Annotated in this window: 13 protein-coding genes and 4 pseudogenes; 10 read left to right on the top strand and 7 right to left on the bottom strand. The window is 63.6% G+C overall.

Going from position 1 to position 22,763, the window contains the following annotated elements; genetic code table 11:
* Positions 1-47: 47 nt before the first annotated feature.
* Positions 48-1,220 carry an HlyD family secretion protein gene (locus ABMD26_RS00345; protein WP_122742267.1) on the bottom strand — a complete coding sequence of 391 codons (1,173 nt, stop codon included), beginning with the start codon at positions 1,218-1,220 and terminating at the stop codon, positions 48-50.
* A pseudogene (locus ABMD26_RS00340) lies at positions 1,217-2,880 on the bottom strand (MFS transporter). Before ABMD26_RS00340 ends, ABMD26_RS00345 begins: the two are co-directional and overlap by 4 nt.
* Positions 2,881-3,044: 164 nt before the next feature.
* On the opposite strand from ABMD26_RS00340, the gene ABMD26_RS00335 reads away from it, so the two are divergent.
* The 3 genes and pseudogenes from ABMD26_RS00335 to ABMD26_RS00325 all read left to right on the top strand — a co-directional run bounded on the left by ABMD26_RS00335 (position 3,045) and on the right by ABMD26_RS00325 (position 7,743).
* Positions 3,045-4,100: a tetratricopeptide repeat protein gene (locus tag ABMD26_RS00335; protein WP_354306820.1), complete on the top strand. Its 1,056-nt coding sequence runs from the start codon at positions 3,045-3,047 to the stop codon at positions 4,098-4,100.
* 126 nt (positions 4,101-4,226) lie between these two features.
* Complete coding sequence (locus ABMD26_RS00330) at positions 4,227-5,711, top strand: ATPase domain-containing protein (protein WP_354306818.1); 1,485 nt, start codon at positions 4,227-4,229, stop codon at positions 5,709-5,711.
* A 2-nt stretch (positions 5,712-5,713) separates the two neighbouring features.
* Positions 5,714-7,743 (top strand): annotated as a pseudogene (locus tag ABMD26_RS00325) (hybrid sensor histidine kinase/response regulator).
* A 1-nt stretch (position 7,744) separates the two neighbouring features.
* Here ABMD26_RS00325 and ABMD26_RS00320 read toward each other — a convergent pair.
* The 5 genes and pseudogenes from ABMD26_RS00320 to ABMD26_RS00300 form a co-directional block, all read right to left on the bottom strand.
* On the bottom strand, positions 7,745-10,129 hold the full coding sequence (locus ABMD26_RS00320) for a UvrD-helicase domain-containing protein (protein ID WP_354306816.1): 2,385 nt from the start codon (positions 10,127-10,129) through the stop codon (positions 7,745-7,747).
* Positions 10,130-10,690: 561 nt separating this feature from the next.
* Positions 10,691-12,332 (bottom strand): annotated as a pseudogene (pgm, locus tag ABMD26_RS00315) (phosphoglucomutase (alpha-D-glucose-1,6-bisphosphate-dependent)).
* A gap of 147 nt (positions 12,333-12,479) precedes the next feature.
* A complete protein-coding gene (garD, locus tag ABMD26_RS00310; protein ID WP_122742274.1) occupies positions 12,480-14,033 on the bottom strand; it encodes a galactarate dehydratase in 1,554 nt (517 codons plus the stop codon).
* An 87-nt stretch (positions 14,034-14,120) separates the two neighbouring features.
* The gene (locus ABMD26_RS00305; protein WP_090358282.1) at positions 14,121-15,482 is read right to left on the bottom strand and encodes an MFS transporter; all 1,362 of its coding nucleotides are present in this window, start codon (positions 15,480-15,482) and stop codon (positions 14,121-14,123) included.
* Positions 15,483-15,797: 315 nt separating this feature from the next.
* Entirely contained in the window at positions 15,798-16,538 is a 741-nt protein-coding gene (locus ABMD26_RS00300) for a FadR/GntR family transcriptional regulator (protein ID WP_320521855.1), read from the bottom strand.
* A gap of 215 nt (positions 16,539-16,753) precedes the next feature.
* Here ABMD26_RS00300 and ABMD26_RS00295 point away from each other — a divergent pair, with 215 nt between their 5' ends.
* The 7 genes and pseudogenes from ABMD26_RS00295 (at position 16,754) to ABMD26_RS00265 (ending at position 22,699) form a co-directional block, all read left to right on the top strand.
* A complete protein-coding gene (locus ABMD26_RS00295) occupies positions 16,754-17,116 on the top strand; it encodes a YkgJ family cysteine cluster protein (protein WP_049859588.1) in 363 nt (120 codons plus the stop codon).
* A gap of 133 nt (positions 17,117-17,249) precedes the next feature.
* On the top strand, positions 17,250-18,101 hold the full coding sequence (locus ABMD26_RS00290) for an STAS domain-containing protein (protein ID WP_049859587.1): 852 nt from the start codon (positions 17,250-17,252) through the stop codon (positions 18,099-18,101).
* A gap of 4 nt (positions 18,102-18,105) precedes the next feature.
* Complete coding sequence (locus ABMD26_RS00285; RefSeq protein WP_056842715.1) at positions 18,106-18,468, top strand: STAS domain-containing protein; 363 nt, start codon at positions 18,106-18,108, stop codon at positions 18,466-18,468.
* A pseudogene (locus ABMD26_RS00280) lies at positions 18,465-18,870 on the top strand (anti-sigma regulatory factor). The gene ABMD26_RS00285 and the pseudogene ABMD26_RS00280 overlap by 4 nt, the downstream one beginning before the upstream one ends.
* Complete coding sequence (locus tag ABMD26_RS00275; RefSeq protein WP_502948330.1) at positions 18,867-19,877, top strand: ATP-binding protein; 1,011 nt, start codon at positions 18,867-18,869, stop codon at positions 19,875-19,877. The pseudogene ABMD26_RS00280 and the gene ABMD26_RS00275 overlap by 4 nt, the downstream one beginning before the upstream one ends.
* Entirely contained in the window at positions 19,870-20,745 is an 876-nt protein-coding gene (locus ABMD26_RS00270) for a sensor histidine kinase (RefSeq protein WP_056842717.1), read from the top strand. The genes ABMD26_RS00275 and ABMD26_RS00270 overlap by 8 nt, the downstream gene beginning before the upstream one ends.
* Positions 20,735-22,699, top strand: coding sequence for a PAS domain-containing hybrid sensor histidine kinase/response regulator (locus ABMD26_RS00265; protein ID WP_320497049.1), 1,965 nt, complete (start codon positions 20,735-20,737; stop codon positions 22,697-22,699). The genes ABMD26_RS00270 and ABMD26_RS00265 overlap by 11 nt, the downstream gene beginning before the upstream one ends.
* The last annotated feature ends 64 nt before the right edge of the window (positions 22,700-22,763 follow it).

Genomic DNA, 22,763 nt, shown 5'->3' with positions numbered 1-22,763 from the left:
ATCAAATGGTTTAGCCCCGACCAGGGGGTTCAACCGCCTTGGCCGCCCTAGGGCGCGCCGTCGCTCGGCGGATCTGTGCGGTCCTGCTCGACGACATAACCGGTGTCGATGCTGACCACGACCGACATGCCGGGCCGCAGCCGTTGCGCTGCGGCCTGGTCCGGGTCCACGGTGATGCGCACCGGAATGCGCTGGGCGATCTTGACGAAGTTGCCGGTGGCGTTGTCGGCCTGCAACAGGCTGAATTCCGAACCCGTCGCTGGCGAGATGCGCTGCACATGCCCGCGCAGTCGCAGGTGATTGAGCGCGTCCACGGTGAAGGTCACCGGCTGACCGATGCGCACGTTGGCCATCTGGGTTTCCTTCATGTTGGCCACTACCCACAGCGTGTCGGGGACCAGCGCCATCAATTGCGCCCCGGAGTTGACGTAGGCGCCCAGACGCACGCCGATCTGTCCCAACTGGCCGTCGCGCGGCGCTACGATGCGGGTGTTGTCCAGGTCGATGCGGGCCAGCTCCACGGCGGCCTCGGCGTTGGTCACGTTGGCTTCCAGCGAGTCGCGGTTGACGATCACCGTCTGCAGGTCTTCGCGAGCGATCGCCAACGCAGCCTTGGCCTGCGCCACCGACGCCAGCGCCTGGGCATTGGCGGCTCGGGTCACATCCAGCTCGCGGCGCGACACCGAGCCATCGCTGATCAGGTCCTGGTTGCGGCGCAGGTCCGCAGCGCCCTTGCGGGCCTGCGCTTCGCTGTCGACGACCGCCGCCTGGCGCTGGGCGATGGTGGCTTCGGCACTGCGGCGCTGTTGCAGGTTGTTGGCCAGTGCGGTTTTCTGCACCTGCACCTGGGCCAGCGCCTGGTTCAAGCGTTGCCTATAGATGCGGTCGTCCAGACGCACCAACAGGTCGCCGGCCTTGACGAACTGGAAGTCCTGCACGGGCACTTCGTACACATAGCCCGCCAGCTGCGGCCCGATGATCGTCACCTGGCCCCGCACCAGCGCGTTCTCGGTGCTTTCGATGTGGCTGCTGAACGGTGGCAGCTGCCAGGCATACAGCACGATCGCCACGCCCACCAGCGCCACACTGGCGAAGATCAGGCTGGACAGCACCCGCACCCGTCGCGAGCGCGGTTCGGTGGCTGCCGGATTGGGGGGCGGAGTCTGGCCTTCGGGCGTGGCGGCGATGGCGTTGGTGGTCGTGGACGTCGGTTCGGTCATGAAGTGCTGGCGCCGCTGGTGGATACAGTAGGTGTCGCGGCGGTGGTGACCGCCCGGGTAGTGCTCATCAGCCACAGGCTGCGTACGAAGATCCACAGCATGGTCAGTACGGCAATGATGCAGATCAGCATGAAGACATCGTTATAGGCCATGACGTTCGCCTCGCGGGTGGCGGCGGTGGCCAGGGCACGGGTGCCCAGAGTCGTGCGCAACGCAGGGTCGGCGATGCTCGCCAGGTAGCTCGCGGCGGAGCCGCTGATGCGCGCTTGGACCAGCGGATCCAGGAACGTCAGGTGCTCGACGATCATGCTTGAGTGGTATTTCTCGCGCACGATCTGGAACGTACCCAGCAACGCCGCGCCGATCAATCCGCCGAGGTTGTTGCAGATACCGAAGAGAACCGAGAAGCTCACCAGGTTGCGCGGATTGGTCAGCACGTGGCGCATGCCCAGCACCATGGTCGGTCCCAGGAAAAACGTGCCGCCAAAACCCAGCAGGAACTGGCTCAGGTACATGTTGGCCGGGCGCGTGAGGTTGCTGGAGAAGCTGTCCATCGCCGAGCCCACGGCCATCAGGGCCAGGGCGATGATCAGCGGCATGAACAGATGCTCCGGGTTGATCGTCCAGGCGCTCACGGCCAGCCCGGCCACTGCGCCACAGAGCATCACCACATAAAGGGTGCGCATCTGCTCCTGGCCCATGTTCAGCACCTGCAGCAGCCCCACCGCCCCGGTGGACTGCTCCGACAGCACCATGCGCGTGAGAATCACCGCCAGGGCCAGGCGGATGGCGACGCCGCTGCCCAGCCAGCGGGTCATCAGCATCGGGTTGCTGCGATTGTGCTCCACGGCCAGCCCACCGAGGATCAGTACGATCGCCCCTGCCGACGCCCAGCCGATCCAGTCCGCCTCCAGCCACCAGTCGATCCGCCCCAGCGACAGCACGGCGCAGAGCAAGGCAATACCCGTCGCCAAGATGGCGAAAATCAGGAAATCCAGCGGTTCGAAGGTCTTGAAGCGGTCGCCCCCGGCGGCAGCTTGAGCAGGAACACGCAGCCCAGGGTCAGCAGCGCCATGCCCAGCTCGAACAGATACAGGCCGCGCCACTCGGCGATCTGCAGCAAGTCTTCGGAGAATACCCGAGCCAGTGGCAGCGCCAGTTGCGAGGTACCCAGGCCCAGCACCAGGGCCTTGAGCCGCCACTTGGCGGGAAAGGCCTGGATCATGTAGTACAGGCCCAGCGAACTCAGCGCCGCGCCGACCATGCCGTGTGCGGCCCGCACGGCGATGGCCGACGCGAGATCATTGACGAACAGGTGGCCGAAGGTCACCAGGGCATAGAGCACCAGAAACAGTTCGGTGAAGGTGCGCAGCCCGAATTGCTGGCGAAACTTGACCAGCAGCAGGTTCATCGACACGTTGGTCATCACGTAGGCGGCCGGCAGCCAGGCCATCTCCGCCGCCGTGGCGCCGAGTGCGCCCTGCAGAAATTGCAGGTTCGCCACCACCAGTGAGTTGCCCAGGCCACCGGTCAGGGCCACCAGTAAGCCAACGATGCCGAACGCCAGCCGCTTGGGTGTCGAATGCAAGGGCGTCGAGGGTGAGCCCGGCAGGTTCGGCTTTTCGTGGGGCAGCCAGTCGCGGCTCGTGTAGCGGGACATGCGGTGGCCTTGGCAGGTGGCAAGCGGAACGTTGGAAAGGGTGCGCTAGTAAACCTCACCCATGGGTGGCTTGCCAATGGTCGCCGCCCTCTCGATTTGACTGCGCCTCGGCAGTGACTCAAGCTGAATACCCCGGCCAAGCCTGCGCCTCTTCGGATACCTGCATGTCTAAACGCGTTCGCCTTTCGCTGATCTTGATTGTGTTTTCGCTGCTGCTGGCAGGCCTGTGGTATGCCTTGCGCCCCGCCGCCACCACGGCGCCGGTTGCACCGCAACAGGGCTACACCAAGGCCCTGAACCAGGCCCGCAACGGTCAACCAGGCGCGGCCCGCGTGCTCTATCAGCAGCTGGCGCGCAGCGATCTTGCACCCGAGCGCCGCGCTGCGCTGTATGCCCAGCTGCACAACTACCCCAGCCCGCAGGCGCTCAAACTGGCCAGCGCCGATCTGCACAGTGACGAGGCGCAGGTACGACATGCCGCGATCGATGCGGTAATCGGGCTCGTCCCCGAAAGTCAGCGCAGCGTGCTGCTCGGCCCGTTGCTGGAAGACGAGGATCAGGCCATCCGCTTCCATGCCGCCCGTGGCCTGCTCGGCCTGCCGGTCGATGAGTTGGGGCTGTATTTCGCTCACCTGGACAAGGTGGTGAACGCCTACATCGCCGACCTGCAAGGCCACACCGACGACGCCACCGCTCAGCTCGAACTGGCGCGCCTGTATCTGCATGATGCGGCCTACGAGCAGGCAGAGCAGGCCTTGACTCGCTACCGCACCTTGGCGCCGGACGACCTTGAAGCCATTGCCGTGCAAGTGGAGTTGCTCGAACGACAAGGCAAAAGCGACTCGGCCCGCGCCTTGCTGGCCGAGCAGTTGCTGGCCCATCCGCAATCGGCGCTGTTGCAGCAGCAACTGGGCCTCTGGCTGATGGCCCATGACGAGGACGAATACGCCCTGCTCGCCCTCGCCCGTGCGGTGGAACTGGCACCGGACAACAACGATTACCGCTACGTGCTGGCCACCAACCTGCACGACCTGCAGCAGATCGAGGCAGCACAGAAACAGCTGGAAGAGATCCTGCGCCGTGATCCGGCCAACCGCCGCGCGCGGGTGCTGTTGATCCAGTACTGGAAAGAAACCGGGCAGTTGCAGAATGTGCAGATACTGTTGGCCGAACTGGAACAGCAGAACGCCGACGATCCAAGCCTGCAACAGGGCCTGTGAAATCGCCTGGTTCCAATGGCGAATTTCGGTCATGCCACACAGGAACCCCGCTACCGGCACGGTGTCCAGTATCATGCTGTAGCACATTGCGCAACGCAGCCCTTCCCGCTACCCGAGGACACCTTTTTGACGACGGCCAAAGCAGCCACCGGCATTGCCGGGCTGGACGATATCTTGGGCGGAGGTCTGACCCGCAGCCATATCTTCCTTCTGGAAGGCCAGCCGGGCGCAGGCAAGACGACGGTAGCGCTGCAATTTCTCCTCGATGGCGTTGCACAGAACGAGACCTGCCTCTATATCACCCTGTCCGAAACCGCCAGGGAGCTGCGCGAAGGCGCCCTTTCCCATGGCTGGGAGCTGGACGAACGGGTCACGGTGTTCGAGCTGACCCCACCCGAATTGGTGCTGGACCTGCAACAGCAGCAAAGCCTGCTATACAGCAGCGACCTGGAACTGGGCGAAGCTACCCGGCAGATCTTCGATGAAGTGGAACGGGTAAAACCCTCCCGAGTGGTTTTGGACAGCCTCTCGGAGGTGCGTCTGCTGGCTCAGGGTTCGCTGCGCTATCGCCGGCAGATCCTGGCCATCAAACACTATTTCGCCCGCTTCCATGCCACGGTGCTGCTGCTTGACGACATGACCAGCGAACCGCTGGACAAGACGTTGCACAGCATCGCCCACGGCGTGATTCGCCTGGAAGAAACCGCACCCGACTACGGTGCCGAACGGCGCCGTCTGCGCATCATGAAATACCGTGGGCAGAAATACCGCGGTGGCTATCACGACTTCACCATCCAGCCCGACGGTATTCACGTGTACCCGCGTCTGGTGGCGGCCGAGTTCCGTGCTCGCTACGAACGCAGCCAGCTAACTTCGGGCATCGCCGAACTGGACGCGCTGCTGGGCGGCGGTGTCGAGAACGGTTCGAGCACCTTGATCATCGGCCCTGCCGGTACCGGTAAATCCTTGCTCTCCATGGTCTTCGCCGCCGCAGCGGTGGAGCGCGGCGAAAAAGTCGCGCTGTTCATCTTCGACGAAGAACTCAGCCTGCTCTTCGAGCGCATGAAGAACCTGGGCATCGACCTCGAGGCCTACCAGCATCGCGGCCAGATGATCATCCAGCAGGTGGACGCCGCCGAGCAGTCGCCCGGCGAGTTTGCCCACATGGTGCGTACCAGCATCAACCTGCATTCCATCAAGACGGTCGTGATCGACAGCATCAACGGCTACCACGCCGCCATGATGGGCGAAAGCACGCCGGTGCTGCACATCCACGAACTGCTGCTCTACCTCAACCGCCTGGGCGCCTCCACCTTCATGACCGTGGCTCAGCAAGGGCTGGTCGGCGACATGAAGGCGCCGGTGGACATCACCTACCTGGCCGATACGGTCATCCTGTTGCGCTACTTCGAGGCGCTGGGCAACGTACGCCGTGCGGTGTCGGTGATCAAGAAGCGCTTCGGCAGCCATGAAAACACCATCCGCGAATACAAGATCAGCAGTCAGGGCATGACCGTTGGCGAACCACTGAGCGCGTTCCAAGGGGTGCTGCGCGGCGTACCGACCTACATCGGTGAAGCCCGCCCCCTGCTCGAAGCAGACGATCAGTGAAGATGTCCATACCCACCTCGGAGCGGGTGCTGGTCCTGGCGCCCCTGGGACGCGATAGCCAGGTCGCCTTGCAGATCCTGGGCCAGGCGGGCATCGAGGGGGCTGCGGTGGCGGATGTCGACGAGCTTTGCACACACCTGCAACGCGAGGGCGCGGGTGTGTGCCTCATCGCCAACGAAGCGCTGTCCGAAGCCCGGATGCAGCCCCTGCTGGTGTATCTGAGTCAGCAACCGGCCTGGTCCGACCTGCCGATCGTGCTGATGACCCACCAGCGCGCCGCCGATCAGGCGCAGTCCATGCACCTCGCGGCGCGCCTGGGCAACGTGACCTTCGTGGAGCGCCCGTTCCACCCCATGACCCTGGTCAGCCTGGCCAAGACCGCCATTCGTGGCCGTCGCCGTCAATACGAAGCCCGGGATCGTCTGCTCGACCTGAGCGAAAGCGAACAGCGCTTGCAACATGCCATGAGCGCCGGTCGCCTCGGCGCCTGGGAACTGACCTGCCACCCGCTGCAGCTGAATTGCTCGAACCGGACCCCCGCGCCCATTACGGCATCGAGGCCGGCGCTCGCTTCGATTACTCTGATTGGCTGTTGTGCGTTCATCCCAGTGATCAAGCGATGATGCAGGAAGCGCTGATCGACAGCTTGCAACTGGGTGCCGATTTCGCCGCGCAATTCCGCAATCGCTGGCCCGACGGTTCGCTGCACTGGGTCGACGTGCGCGCCCGGGCGATCCCTGACGAGAAAGGCCTGATCCAGGCGTTGGTCGGGGTAACCACCGATATCACCGAGCAGAAGGCGGCCGAACAGCAGTTGCGCGAACTCAACGGCAACCTGGAACAGCAGGTCGAAGAACGTACCGCTCAGGTGCGCATCAACGAAGAAGCCCTGCGCCAGGCGCAGAAGATGGAAGCGGTCGGCCAGCTGACCGGGGGCATTGCCCACGACTTCAACAACATGCTCACCGGCATCATCGGCAGTCTGGAACTGATGCGTCGACGCATGAAGCGCGATCAGTTCGACGACCTGCCCAAACTCATCGATATGGGGATCAGCTCGGCCAACCGCGCGGCGTCGCTGACCCACCGGCTGTTGGCGTTTTCCCGCCGTCAGTCTCTGGATTCCAAGCCGGTCCAGGTCAACGAGCTGGTCCGCTCGATGGAAGAGCTGCTGCACCGCAGCCTCAACGAGAGCATCACCTTGCACCTGCGCTTCGACCCGGAACTGTGGATTGCCGAAGCCGACCCGCATCAGCTGGAAAGCGCCCTACTCAACCTGGTGATCAACGCCCGCGACGCCATGCCGGGGGCTGGCGAGGTGATCGTCGAAACGGGCAATCGTCATCTCGACGAACGCTTCACCTCCGGCCAGCAGAATCTGGAGCCGGGCGACTATATCCTGCTCAGTGTCAGCGATACCGGGCTGGGCATGGACCCCGCCGTGGTCGACCGTGCGTTCGACCCTTTTTTCACCACCAAACCCATCGGCCAAGGCACCGGGCTCGGCCTGTCGATGATCTACGGCTTCAGCAAGCAGTCCCGCGGGCACGTGGCCATCGACAGCACACCCGGCCAGGGCACCACGGTGCAGCTCTATCTACCGCGTTGCTACGCCTCGCAGCTGCCGCACGCGCTGGTGCCGGTAATCGAGTCACCCATGGCGCGCAATGGCGAGACGGTGTTGATCGTGGAGGACGACAATGCGGTGCGCACCTTGGTCTGCGAAGTGCTGCGCGAGCTGGGTTACGGCTACCTGGAGGCAGCCGACGCCAGTGCCGCACAACCGATTCTGGCGTCCGGGCAGCGCATCGACCTGCTGATCAGCGACGTCGGTCTGCCCGGCATGAATGGCCGGCAACTGGCCGAAGTGGCGCGTACCCTGCGGCCTGGGCTCAAGGTGCTGTTCATCACCGGCTATGCCCAGGACGCGGAAGTGCGTGCCGGTTTCCTCGATGACGGCATGCAAATGATCACCAAGCCGTTCGCCTTCGACGTCCTCACCGCCAAGGTCCGGGAGATGTCCCAGGCCTGATTCAGCGCTTGGGCTTGATCCGCAGATCGCTGAAGCATGGCAGGCTGGCGTCGACGCGGTCGGAGGCGCGGGCGCCGGGCCTGGTCGCCGTTTCCACGTACCAGTAGCAGCTGTGGATGGCCCGGGTGATCCCGACGTAGGCCAGGCGCAGCGCTTCTTCATGCTGAGCGCTGTCGTAGCCGTCCACCTGCCCCGGCGGCGCCAGACCGGCCAAGGCATACACCTGATTCTTGTAGGGCGAGCGACTGGCGTACTGGCAGTCCCCCAGCAGAAACACCGCATCGGCCTGCAGCCCCTTGGCGCTGTGGAAGGTGAGCTGACGCAAGCGGCGCTGCTCTACGGGCAGCGCCTGCTCAAGCTGCAACAGGCCCTGGATATGTTCGGCCAGTGCCTGGCGATCACTGTTGCGGCGATACAGCACCAGAATCGAATCGCCCGCCGCATGATGCTCGGCAGCGCGTCGGGCAAGGTCTGCAAGGTCCCGAGTCAGCACGGTGACGGGCACCGGTTCGCGGGCGAACGTGGTGCGCGCCTGGGCTTTCTTGCCCGGTATGGCCGGCGCCGATGCGACGACATGTTCGGCGGCGTCGATCACGACCTGGTGGCTGCGGTAGTTGTCGATCAGCAGGATGCGCGTGTGCTTGTGGGCACTGAAGGTGCGATTGAACTGCATGAAGTAGCTGGGCGTGCTGCCTCGCCAGCCGTAGATCGATTGCCAGTCGTCACCGACGCACATCAGCGAACTGTGCTGGGCCGCTCGTTCACCAGCCAGAGAAGAACCTCGACGAAGGATTTCGGCAAGGCTTGCCTTAAGCCAGCCGACGATCTGCGCGGAAATGTCCTGGAATTCATCGACCAGCAGATGGGACATGGGGCGCAGGGCTTCATCGGGCAGCTCGCCGACCCTGGAGTCAGAGCCCTCTCCCAACAGCGCGAACATGCGGTTGAACAGCATGATCGGCGGGGTCTGCCGCTGCAGGTGCGCCTCAAGCGCTGGCCAGTAGGTACGTAGTGCGGCAAAGAAGGCGGTTTCGGGGTCATCGGCGTCCCAGGTCATTCGGTCGATGGCATCGACTACCTGCAACCCGAGATTCTCGATGAAGGTTGCGGCGGCCACGAAACAATCGAGCAGCGGCGCTGGAGAAAGCTCGCCGGGAAGCTGGTACTCGAAACCGGGGCCGGACAGCGCCTTGCTGTTCAATGCACCCAAGACCTTCTTTGCATCATCTGGATTGTCCAGCCAAATCAAAGACTTATCGCAGAAAGCTTGAAACAGGGTGCGCTTTACGGCCCACTCACCCCAGACAGGTATCTTGGCGCCCGGCCGGGTCAACTGGGGGTCGGTATTGGCATCGAAACCCAAGACAACCCATGTGTCGAGTTTGGCTATGTACCCATGGGCATGGAATGTAAATCCTTTTATATCAATTGGTTGACGGTCGATCTTGATCCCTTTTATAGGCCAGGCGTTTGCGTTGCGCCATTGATCTTCGATCAAGTCGCACAGCTCCACATCGCGGGCACTGGCCAGACTCAGGGCTTTGAGGCGTTTCTGTACATCTGCGTCTTGCGGGTCGAGCTTGCGCAACTGGGCTGCGCCTTTGCGCAGGCTGGCGATATGACTGGCAAATGCAGGATCGCTGGTCATCAGATCGCGATAGCACTCGTTCATCAACTGGCGCTGGGTATCGTTGAGACGCAGCTGGAAGGGGTTGGCTTCTTCGGCGCCTGCGCCAGCGGCGCCCAGATTCTCGAAAGCGCGAACGTCGGACAGGCCAGGAAGCGCATGGACCATGGGCAGAACCAGCGAATGGTAGGTTCTGACGACTTCACGCAGATTCTCGAATAAATATGAAATCTCCCACTTATCAAAGACTTCACACAACTTCTTGATAAAGTCTCGACGTGACTCCCGGGTGAAGGTTACGACGCTGAGGCTGTCGAGTTCGAATCCCAGGTAGTGGTGCAGGACCAGCACTCTGAGCACCAGCGACGTGGACTTGCCCGCGCCGGCGCCAGCGACTACGCAGGTGGCCGGTGTGGTACTGAAGATCATCTTCCACTGCGCGGCGCTGGGTTGGGCCTGTTCGGGAAGCCGCGCAGCGACGTCGGCCTTGATGGTCTTCTTCAGGGCTGGAGTGAGTTCCAGCTGCCAGGGGGCAAACAGCAAAGGCTGTGGCGCCGGTAGCGTGGCGGGCTTCTTTGGCGCACGGGCGGGCCGCTTCGACGTTGATGCGGGAGAGGGTTCGCAGGAGGGTTCGGGCGCAGGTGATTCGATCAGTGGCGTATGGAACCAGGCATCACGTTGCTGCGAACGCAGCCAACGCCAGCCCCGGGCAATCAGGCCCTGAGCCTGACGGTCTTTGTCGGTGGGTTGCGATGACACGAAAACTCCTGGGCATGTCGCGAGAGCCGCAATATACCAAAGATCCTTATCGCTGACGCTGAGCGGGTCAGGCGGTGTGCCTGGGGCTCCGTGGTGCCTGCCGACGCGGCTTGCGCCGCTGCTACAGGAGCCGTGTTTGCCATCGATCCCCGTGTCGGCGGCGGAAGTGATACACCTGGAAGACCACGCCAAGGCCGCACGCAGTGCTTCTGTAGCAGCGGCGCGAGCCGCGTTGGCGGCGCATGCGGTGCATCTGGAAGACCGCGTCAAGGCCGGACGCGGCTTGCGCCGCTGGTACAGGGATCGCGGTGCTTCTGTAGCAGCGGCGCAAGCCGCGTTGGCGGCGCATGCGGTGTATCTGGAAGACCGCGTCAAGGCCGGACGCGGCTTGCGCCGCTGCTACAGGGGATCGCGGTGCTTCTGTAGCAGCAGCGCGAGCCGCGTCGGCGGCGCATGCGGTGCATCTGGAGGACCGCGTTGAGGCCGGACGCGGCTTGCGCCGCTGCTACAGGGATCGCGGTGCTTCTGTGGCAGCGGCGTACGCGGTTTATCCAAGGGGCATCAGCCGATGGCGGAATCCACCAACACCTGCGCTTCGGCCACCAGACGCTGCAGGTGGGCCTTGGTCGATGAAGCTTTCGGCGTAGATCTTGTAGATGTCCTCGGTGCCCGATGGACGCGCGGCGAACCAGCCGTTGGCGGTGATGACCTTCAGGCCGCCGATGGCTTGGCCGTTACCAGGCGCATGGCTGAGGATCTGCTCGATCGGCTCTCCGGCCAGCTCGGTCGACTTGACCTGCTCGGGCGACAACTTGCTCAGGGCCGCCTTCTGCTGAGGGTTGGCCTTCGCTTCAACACGGGTGGAGAACGGCTCGCCCAGGGTTTGCGTCAATGCGTCATAGGCCTGGCTCGGATCGCGACCGGTACGAGCGGTCATTTCAGCTGCCAGCAACGCAGGGATCAGACCGTCCTTGTCGGTGGTCCAGACACTGCCATCCATGCGCAGGAATGACGCGCCGGCGCTCTCCTCTCCACCGAAACCCAGCGAACCATCGAACAGCCCATCGGCAAAGTACTTGAAGCCCACCGGCACCTCATGCAAACGACGACCCAGGCGTGCGGTGACACGGTCGATCAAGCCACTGCTGACCACGGTCTTGCCCACGGCCGCGTCGTTGCGCCATTGCGGACGGTTCTGGAACAGGTAGTCGATGGCCACGGCCAGGTAATTGTTCGGCGCCAGCAAGCCACCGGTTGGCGTCACAATACCGTGACGGTCGTGGTCAGGGTCGCAGGCGAACGCCACATCGAAGCGATCCTTGAGGCCGATCAGCCCCTGCATGGCATGGCTGGATGACGGATCCATACGAATCTGCCCATCCCAATCCACGCACATGAAACGGAACGTGGAATCGACTTCGGTGTTCACCACCTCCAGATCCAGCTGATAGTGCTCGGCAATCGCCGACCAGTAGCGCACGCCTGCCCCGCCCAACGGATCCACACCCAGACGCAGACCGGCTTTGCGGATCACATCGAAGTCGATCACGTTGACGAGATCGGCCACGTAGTGATGGATGTAGTCGTGACGATGGGTGGTCGCCGCTTTCAGCGCTTGCTCATGGGGCATGCGCTTCACATCGCGCAGACCATCGGCGAGCAACTCGTTGGCTTTGGCTTCGATCCACTTGGTCACGTCGCCGTCGGCAGGCCCGCCATTGGGTGGGTTGTACTTGAAGCCACCGCTTTGCGGAGGGTTGTGCGACGGCGTGATCACCACGCCATCCGCCAGGCCGCTGCTGCGCCCGCGGTTGTAGCAGATGATCGCGTGGGAGACGGCTGGCGTCGGCGTGTACTCGTCGTCCTTGGACAGCATGACCTGTACGCCATTGGCGGCGAACACTTCCAGCGCGCTGGCGCCGGCAGGTGTCGACAGCGCGTGGGTGTCGATGCCGACGAACAGCGGGCCGTCGATGCCTTTGCTGCTGCGGTAGAGGCAGATCGCCTGGCTGATGGCCAGAACGTGATTTTCGTTGAAGCTCAAGTCGAATGAGCTGCCACGGTGGCCCGAAGTGCCGAACGCCACACGCTGGGTAGGCTCGCTCGCGTCCGGTTGGCCGGTGTAATAAGCCGTGACCAGACGCGGGATGTCGATCAGCAGCTGGGCTGGGGCAGGTTTGCCCGCAAACGGACTGAGCTTCATGCAAAAACCTCTAATGTAGGTACCGAAACGGAGAATGACAGTTTAGTGGCACTTCGACACTGGAGGTAGGGATTTGATTCCCTTTTTTGACGCTTATTTATCAGGACGACTGGCAGCGGATTGCCCGCTGCCCGTCGCAGCGCCTGATCAGGTGATCGGCGCAGGGTTGAACAAGGTGATGTCGTTGTGCAGGCGATAGCGCTCGGCCCAGGTCTGCTTTTCCCCGCTCGCCACGGCCAGGTAGTAGTGGAACAACTCCCAGCCCAACTCCTCGATGGTGGCGCGCCCGGTCGCGATGCGTCCGGCATCGATGTCGATCAGGTCCGGCCAGCGCTCTGCCAATTCGGTACGGGTGGATACCTTGACCACGGGTGTCATCGCCAGGCCGTAAGGCGTGCCACGGCCGGTGGTGAATACATGCAGGTTCATGCCCGCGGCCAGTTGCAGGGTGCCGCAAACGAAATCGCTAGCGGGCGTTGCACAATAGATCAGCCCCTTGCGATTGACCCGCTCGCCCGGGCCGAGCACGCCGTTGATCGCGCTGCTGCCGGACTTGACGATCGAGCCCAGGGATTTCTCGACGATGTTCGACAACCCGCCTTTCTTGTTGCCCGGCGTGGTGTTGGCACTGCGGTCCGCGGCGCCGCGCTCCAGGTAGTTGTCGTACCAGTCCATTTCGCGCACCAGCTCGCTCGCCACTTCGTGGGTTTCGGCCCGCGAAGTCAGCATGTAGATGGCATCGCGCACTTCGGTGACTTCGGAAAACATCACCGTGGCACCGGCCCGAATCAACAGGTCCGAGGCGAATCCCAACGCCGGATTGGCGGTGATGCCGGAGAAGGCGTCGCTGCCGCCGCACTGCATGCCCAGAATCAGCTCGCTGGCGGGCACGGTTTCGCGGCGACGTTGATCGAGCTTGGCCAGGCGGGTCTCGGCCAGGGCCATGATCTGCTCGACCATTTCCCCGAAGCCATGACCCGAATCCTGCAAGCGGTACAGCCACGGCTCGCTCAGGTCCACCGAGGGATCGTCCTCGTGCATCACCTGCCCGGCCTGCAATTTCTCGCAACCCAGACCGATCACCAGTGCCTCGCCGCCCAGGTTGGGGTTGCGTGCCAGATTGCGTACGGTGCGAATCGGAATGTAGGCGTCGCGTGCATTGATCGCCACGCCACAGCCATAACTGTGGGTCAGGGCTACCACGTCATCGACGTGGGGATACTTGGGCAACAGCTCTTCACGGATACGTTTCACGGCATGGTCCAGCACGCCGGTCACGCACTGCACCGTGGTGGTGATCCCGAGAATGTTGCGGGTACCGACGGTACCGTCGGCGTTGCGATAACCCTGGAACGTGAAGCCTTCGAGCGGTGGCAGCGCAGCCGGCACCGCGTCGGACATCGGCAGGCTGTCCAGCGGCGGTGCCGACGGCATCGCCAGTTGGCTCTCCTTGACCCAACTGCCTTGGCGAATGGGTTCCAGCGCGTAGCCGATGATCTGCCCGTAGCGCACCACCGTGCCGCCTTCGGCGATGTCGACGGTTGCGACCTTGTGGCTTTGCGGCACGCCTTCGATGACGGTCAGGCCATCGGGAAAGCGACTGCCTTCGGCCACGCCCTGATCGTTGACCACGACCACGACGTTGTCGTCTGCGTGCAGGCGCACGTAGCGGGGAGAATCGGAATGTTCGATCAATTGCATGGCTTGGCCCTTCCAATCAACTCAGGCTGAATCGAGAGCCGCGTGCCGGCACTGCCGGCCGCGGTCTTGTCGTTGGCTGCAGACGCTTCAGGGACGCGCGCCGGTCAGCTGCGGTGCATCGTCGACGATCGGATCGCCGTTCTCTTCGCGCAATACCACACGCTTGATCGGGCCGACGATCACCAGGTAGCTGAACACCGCGACCAGGGCGTTGGCGCCCACATAGACCAGCGCGTACTTGAACGAGCCGGTGGCGCTGATGATGTAGCCGATCACGATCGGCGTGGTGATGGAGGCCACGTTGCCGAACATGTTGAACAGCCCGCCGCTGATCCCGGCGATCTGCTTGGGCGAGGTGTCGGACACCACAGCCCAGCCCAGTGCGCCCACGCCCTTGCCGAAGAACGCCAGCGCCATGAACGCCACCACCATCCATTCGGCCTGCACATAGTTGCAGATGACCATGGTGGTCGACAGCATCAAGCCGCACACGATCGGCGTCTTGCGAGCGAAGGTCAGCGAATGACCGCGACGCAGCAGACTGTCCGAGATCACCCCGCCCAGCACGCCGCCGATGAAGCCGCAGATGGCCGGCAGCGAGGCGATGAAGCCCGCCTTGAGAATGGTCATGCCGCGCTCCTGAACCAGGTACACCGGGAACCAGGTCAGGAAGAAGTAGGTGATGCCGTTGATGCAGAACTGACCCAGGTACACGCCCAGCATCATGCGGGTGGTGAGCAGTTGGCGAATGTAGTTCCACTTGGGCTTGGACTTGCCGCCCTTGGCCTGGTCCATGTCGACCAGCCCGCCGTTCTTCTCGATGAAGTCCAGCTCTTCGGCGCTGATGCTTGGGTGTTCCTTGGGGTTGTGGATGTACTTGAGCCACACCGCCGAGAACAGGATGCCCAGGCCGCCCATGACCACGAAGACGTGCTCCCAGCCCCAGGAATGAACGATCCAGCCCATCAGCGGAGCGAACAGCACGGTCGCGAAGTACTGCGCCGAGTTGAAGATGGCCGATGCCGTGCCGCGCTCGGCGGTCGGGAACCAGGCGGCTACGATGCGCGCGTTGCCGGGGAAGGACGGCGCCTCGGCCGCACCCACCAGAAAGCGCAGCATGAACAGCGCGATCACCGCGTTGGCCATCGGCAGGTAGCCGACGAAACCCTGCAGCACGGTGAACAGCGACCAGGTGAAAATGCTCCAGGCATAGACCTTCTTCGAGCCGAAGCGGTCGAGCAGCCAACCACCGGGGATCTGCAGCAGGACGTAAGCCCAGCCGAACGCGGAAAAGATGTAGCCGAGGGTCACGGCGTCGATGCCCAGGTCTTTCTGCAGACTGGCACCGGCGATGGAAATGGTGGCGCGATCCGCGTAGTTCAGGGTGGTCACCACGAACAACAGAAACAGGATCATGTAGCGCACGTGCGTCTTCTTCGTCGCTGGCATGCGAAGGTACTCCCACGAGTTATTTTTATGCGGGTAGAAGGTAGGTAGCCGGGTGTTTCAGATCTTGCGCAGTCAGCTAAAGACTGTACTGGGCGTCTGAGAAACGGAAGAAGTCGGACAACAGCGGAAGGACATCGCGCGGATAATCATGGTTGCAGCACCCTGGACGTTGGAATTATTAGGGGACACCGGTCTGTGCCGGTACTGCAGTTACGTTATCGTACAACGCTACGGATATCCATACCTCGAAGATGAATTATTTCCAGATATGTAGCGATGTCGGCAGGGAGTCATCGTACTACTGCGCAAAAACGGTCAAATCGACAGCTCTTCGTGAGCCTTGACCACCCGCGCCCGGCTGTTGGCCAGGTGAATGCGCATGGCCGCCCGGGCCGCGTCATAGTCGCCACGGGCGACTGCGTCGAAGATATGCGCGTGCTCGCGCACCAGTCGCTCGTGCTTCTGCTGCCGGTCCAGCCGGGCGATGGCCACCGTGTCCAGGCGCGCCCGAGGAAACATGCTGGTGCCGAAGTGGGTGATGATGTCGACGAAGTAACGATTGTTGGACGCTTGCGCGATCTGCAAGTGGAACTGGAAGTCGGCGACGATGGAACCGCTGGTGTCGCAGGCCTGCTCGAAACGCTTGACTGCTTCTTCGATGCTCGCCAGCTGTGCATCGGTGCGACGCAACGCCGCCAGCCCCGCCGCTTCGATCTCGAAGCTGATGCGCACATCGAGAATGGCGATGACGTCCTGCAAAGTGACGATGGTGGCAGGGTCCAGACGCGACACGGTCGAGCCGGGCACGTTGAGCACGAAGGTGCCGATCCCGCGGCGGGTTTCGACGATGCCCGACACCTGCAGCCGCGACAGCGCCTCACGCACCGTGGCCCGGCTGACCCCACCCACCGCCATCAATTCCAGCTCGGTGGGCAGCTTGTCACCGGGCTTGACCACGCCCTGGCTGATCATCCTGCAGACATCGTCCACCAGGCTCTGGGCCAGGTTGCCCGGCCTGCGGCGGGTGATGTCGGCGGTGACGGTGTCGTTGCTCATGGAGGGGCAATCGTGGCGGCAAATGGAAAACCGATCATATATCAGGGTGTTGTGTGATGACAGCGCGAACACGTCGTCCCTTTGGTGCATTCCCAGGCTGCGCAGCGCCCGTGAAATATACCTCGCGGCCCCCCTTCACAACGGCTGCGGCAGCACTAGAATGGCGGCGTGGTCGCGGTCCCCAATAACGCTGTCGCCTCCCCTCCCGAGCCAACATGTCCAGAGTCAATCCCTGCCTTGAGTGCGGCGCCTGCTGCGCGCATTTCCGTGTGTCCTTCTATTGGGGCGAATGCCAGTCCGCAGGCGGCCCGGTGCCCGACGAGCGCGTCATTCAGGTCACCCACAACCGGGTGGCGATGCTCGGCACGGACGTCAAGCCTTCGCGTTGCACCGCTCTCGTCGGCGAAGTGGGCAAGCCCGGCGTCAGCTGTTCGATGTACGCCCAGCGCTCCAGCACCTGCCGCGAGTTCGAGGCTTCGTGGGAGCATGGCGAACACAACCCGGCCTGCGATACGGCGCGCGCGGCCTATGGTCTGCCGCCACTGCCTGCGCCCGTGATCATCTCGCTGGCCAGCTGAGCGCCCCTCTTTCGTCGCGGGCCAGAGCGCCACGCTTCAGTGCGTGGCGATGGTCATCGACGAGGTCTGGCGTTTAGCAGATAATCCGCCATCATTACGCTATCTTGCCCCATCTCTGTACAGGAGTTCCTGCATGGCCGCGCTGAACACGCAAACCGTTGACGCTTTCAAATCCCAACAAAACGCCATCGTCGAGCAATGGCTCGCAGGCCTCGAAGCCAGCGGTGCCACGCGCAACATCAAGGAAGCCGACCTTCAACAACAGAGCAGCGAACTGCTGAGCCAGTTGATCATTGCCCTGGAAACCAGCCAGACCCACAACATTGCCGGCAGCCAATGGGCCGACGTGCGTCAGGTCCTGGAAAAGCTGTCCCACAGCCGGGCCTTGCTGGGCCACGATTCGCACCAGACCGCGCATTTCATCTTCGCCCTCAAGCGTCCGCTGTTCGCCGTGCTGCAAACGACATACGCCAACCAGCCGACAGAACTGGCCGAACAGGTGCTGCTGGTCTCCGACCTGCTGGACGGGCTGGGCATGCACACCATCCGTACCTTCCAGAAGTCGCGCGAGATGGTCATCAAGCGCCAGCAGGAAGAACTGCTCGAGCTTTCCACCCCGGTGGTGAAGCTGTGGGAAGGTGTACTGGCGCTGCCGATGATCGGCACGCTCGATTCGCAACGCACCCAGGTGGTGATGGAGTCGCTGCTGCAGCGCATCGTCGACACCGGCTCGGAAATCGCCATCATCGACATCACCGGTGTACCGACCGTGGACACCCTGGTGGCCCAGCATCTGCTCAAGACGGTCACCGCCATTCGCCTGATGGGCGCCGATTGCATCATCAGCGGCGTGCGCCCGCAGATTGCGCAGACCATCGTTCACCTGGGCCTGGACCTGCAAGGCGTGGTCACCAAGGCCAATCTCGCCGACGCCCTGGCGCTGGCCTTGCGGCGCCTGAATCTGACCGTCAGCAAGGCGGTCTGAGGCCATGGAACGCATCCCGATATTGCAGATGGGGCCGTACCTGCTGGTGACCATCCAGGTCGACATGCACGATCAACTGGCGATGACCTTGCAGGACGACCTTGCGCAAAAGATCAGCAAGACGTCTGCCCGTGGCGTATTGATCGATATCTCCGCGCTGGACATGGTCGACTCGTTCATTGGGCGGATGATCGGCACCATCTCCGGGCTGTCGCGGATCATGGACGCCGAGACCGTTCTGGTCGGCATGCAGCCTGCCGTGGCCATCACCCTGGTCGAGCTGGGCATGAACCTGCCCGGCGTCAGCACCGCGCTCAACGTGGAGCGCGGCATGCGCCTGCTGCAGGCCCGAGTGAACGGCTCATGAACGTCGAAAGCAGCGGCAGCCAACCGGTTCGCCTGGAACAGGACGTGGTGCTGGCTCGCCAGACCGCGCGCAAGCTGGCCCAGGACTGCGGCATGCGTCTGATCGACCTGACCAAGCTGGTGACTGCGGTCAGCGAGCTGGCACGCAACACCGTGGTCTATGGCGGTGGTGGCGACATGGACTGGCAGATTCTCGACGACGGCGTGCGCAAAGGTCTGCGCCTGACCTTCCGCGACGAAGGCCCGGGCATTCCCGACCTCAAGCTGGCCCTGACCGACGGCTTGGACCTCCGGCAATGGCCTGGGTCTGGGCCTGACCGGCGCACGGCGGCTGGTGGAAGAATTCGAACTGGACACCGCGCCCGGCCAAGGCACTCGCGTGACGATCACTCGATGGACCTGACCTTGCGCAGCGCCATCACTCAGGTGATCGCGCTGCAGGACTCCAGCCAGGTCGGCGAAGCCCGCCGCGCCGCGCAGCAGATGGCACAGGCCCAAGGCCTGGATGAAACCGACTGCGGCCGCGTGGCGCTGGTCGCGACCGAGCTGGCCAGCAATGTCCTCAAGCACGCAGGTCATGGCGAGTTGCACCTGCGTGCCCTGCCCCATCCCACCTCGCCGGGTGTGGAACTGCTGGCGCTGGATCGCGGTACGGGCTTCGAGCTGCAGGAATGCCTGGCCGACGGCTATTCTACGCGCGGTACCCAAGGCATCGGCCTTGGCGCGCTGGCGCGGCAATCGGAAATCTTCGACGTCTACAGCGACGCCCGCGGTTCGGTGGTGCTGGCACGGCTGTACCGCAAGCGCGACTCGCAAGCCGACCTGCGCCTGGGCGTGACCCAGCGCTCGCTGCACGATGATCCGGCCTGCGGCGACGCCTGGCAGGTGGCCTTCGCCGGCGAGGGCATCAGCGCACTGGTGGTGGATGGTCTGGGGCATGGCGAGGAAGCCGAAAAGGCCGCCCGTGCAGGCTGCCAGGCATTCGCGCAGGCGCCGTTCGCGCGGCCCGAACAGGTGCTCGATGAGTTGCATCAGGCCATGAACGGTACTCGTGGTGGGGCGGCGGCCGTGGCCCAGTTCGACTACGACTCGGCTCAGTTGCGTTTCGCCGGCATCGGCAACATCGGCGCTACGCTGGTCGCGCCCGGCAAGAGCCGCGGGCTGGCTTCCCATCCAGGGATCGTCGGCGCGCAGTTCCGGCGCGCGCAGACCTTCACCTTCGATGACGCCAGCCACCAGGTGCTGATCCTGTACAGCGATGGCCTGCAGTCACGCTGGAACATGGCTGACTACCCCGGCCTGATCCACCTGCATCCCGCCATCATCGCGTCAGTGCTGTACCGCGACTTCTGTCGCGGTCGTGACGACATCACCGTATTGGTTATCGCCCTGGAGCCCGCCCATGTCTGAACCCCTCGAACTGGACGCCCAGGCCAGCGCGGCCCTAATCGCCCAGTTGCGTGCCGAAGCACAAGCCCTGCGTGAAGAACTGGATGAGACCAACCAGGGCGTGCTGGCGCTGTACGGCGAACTCGACGGCCAGGCCGAAGAACTGCGCCAGGCTTCGGACCTCAAGAGCCGCTTCCTTTCGTACATGAGCCACGAGTTCCGCACGCCGCTGGGTTCGATCCTGAGCATCACCGGTCTGCTCGCCGATGAGCTGGACGGCCCCCTGGCGCCGGAACAGCAGAAACAGGTGAGTTTCATCACCAACGCGGCCCAGGAGCTCAGCGACATGGTCGATGACCTGCTCGATCTGGCCAAGATCGAGGCCGGGCGGATCACCATCTCGCCCGCCTGGTTCGACATGTTCGATCTGTTCTCGGCGTTGCGCGGCATGTTCCGGCCGATCGTCAATGCCAGCGCTGTGGACCTGATTTTCGAAGAGCCCGCCGGGCTGCCAAGGCTGTACACCGATGACAAGAAGCTGGCGCAGATCCTGCGCAACTTCATTTCCAACTCGCTGAAGTTCACCCTCGCGGGCGAAGTGCGGGTGTCGGCCAAGCTGGAATCGCCGTCGCAGATCCGCTTCGCCGTGACCGATACCGGTATCGGCATTCCCGCAGAACTGCATGGCACCCTGTTCGAGGACTTCGCCCAGATCGATTCTCCGGTGCAGAAGCGCCTGCGCGGCACGGGGCTGGGCCTGTCGCTGTGCAAGCGCTTTGCCGAACTGCTGGGTGGCACGGTAGGCGTGGAGAGCAGTCCAGGCGTAGGTTCGACATTCTTTGTGATCATTCCGTTGGCCATCGCGCCGGAGCCTGGCCATGACACCTGAAGTGCGCGTCCTCATCGTCGACGACAACAGCGCCACGCGCTACGCCTTGCGGCGCCGATTGGAGCAGCACGACATCACCATTCTGGAAGCCGGCACCGGTGGCGATGGCCTTGCGCTCATCGCCAGCGAGCCGCTGGATGCGCTGATCCTGGACGTCAACCTGCCGGACATGAGCGGTTTCGACATCGTCCGCCTGCTGCGCGCCAAGCCGGCCACGGCCTTGCTGCCGATCATCCATGTCTCGGCGGCCTCGATCCAGACCGGCGATATCATCACCGGGCTGGAAGCCGGTGCCGACGCCTACCTGATCCATCCGGTCGATGCTGACGTGCTGCTGGCGACGCTGCGCACGCTGTTGCGCGTGCGAGATACGGAAAACGCGCTGCGCGAGAGCGAGGCACGTTTTCGCGAGATTTTCGCCAACATCGCTGCCCCCATCGCGGTGATCGACGAGCAGTTGCAGGTGATCGAGTGCAACCATGCCTTCTCCCAGCTCCTGCCCACGCCGGTCTCGCTGACCAGCCTGCAGACTCAACTGGCTGCGGGCCAGGAATCGGTGCTGGACGATCTGCAGGTGCGCTTGAGCAAGGGCGAACGCTGGCGCGGCAACCTGACCCTCAAGGTCGACGAACAGCTGCGTGAAACCGAATGGCAGGTCTCGCCCTACCGCGCTCCTGGCCATAGCCTGGTGTTCATCGAGGACGTGACCGAGCATCGCCAGCGCGAGCGTCAACAGCAGATCCAGTTGGCCGACGCCCAGACCTTGCTGGCCCAGGAAGTGGCAGAGCGGGCACGCACCGAAACGCAGCTGCTGCAGGTGCAGAAGATGGACGCCCTGGGCAAGCTCACCGGGGGTATCGCCCATGACTTCAACAACCTGCTGACCGGTATCATCACGGCGCTGGAACTGATCAAGAAACGGGTGGAGCCCGCAGGCGCCGCAGCCAGCGTCGACAAGACCGTGTCGCGCTACGCCGACGCGGCGCTGCAGTCGGCCACCAACGCCGCCGCCCTCACCCATCGCATGCTCGCCTTCGCCCGCCAGCAGCCGCTGGACACCCGGCCGATCGCGATCAATCAGCACGTGCATTCATTGGAAGACCTGCTGCGCCGCACCATCGGCGAGCGGATCACCTTGAGCCTGGACCTGACCGACAGCGCGGCGATTGCCATGGTCGATCCGATCCAGTTCGAAAACGCCGTGTTGAACCTGGTGATCAACGCCCGCGATGCGCTGCCCGAAGGCGGCAATATCCGCCTGTCGACCTTCGCTGCCTATTCGCGAGGCGACACGCGCCTGGCCGACGGCGACTACGTGGTGCTGTCGGTGCGCGACGACGGTACGGGGATCGATCACAGCATCATCGACAAGGTCTTCGATCCGTTTTTCACCACCAAGGCGGTCGGCAAGGGCACGGGGTTGGGCCTGTCGACGATCTACGGCTTTGCCCGGCAGTCTGGCGGTGATGTGAGGATTCGCAGTCTGCTCGGTCATGGCACCGAGGTCACCTTGATGCTCCCGGCCGGCCTGGCGCTGCTGCCGCTGCCCAGCGAACCGGTGCAGTTGGAGAATCGCGGCAAGGGTGAGCACCTGTTGATCGTGGAAGACATGGCGTCGGTACGGATGTTCGTGGTCGAGGCGCTGACCGATGCGGGCTACCGCTGCACCGAGGTGGACAGCGCGCTGGATGCCTTGCAAGCCCTGCGCACCGACCCGTCGATCCAACTGCTGCTGACCGATGTAGGCTTGCCGCAAATGAACGGCCGCGTCCTCGCCGACGCTGCCCGCGACATGCGCCCCGAGTTGCCCGTGCTGTTCATGACCGGCTACGCCGAAAACGCCTTGGACCTGCAGACCTTCCTCGCCGAGGGCATGGACCTGGTCATCAAACCCTTCCGCATGGGCGACCTGGTCAGCCGCATCGCCCACCTCCTCGACCGCGACCCCTTGTAGCGGTATACGCATTTCACCCAACCCACCACGCCGCCCCCGGACGCGGCTCGCGCCGCTGCTACAG

Origin of the sequence: Pseudomonas sp. PvP001 (assembly GCF_040546375.1) — a bacterium.
In the GTDB taxonomy this organism is placed as follows: Bacteria; Pseudomonadota; Gammaproteobacteria; order Pseudomonadales; family Pseudomonadaceae; genus Aquipseudomonas; species Aquipseudomonas coleopterorum.
The sequence above is the reverse complement of the archived record's forward strand: the minus strand, read 5'-3'. Positions and strand labels throughout refer to the sequence as shown.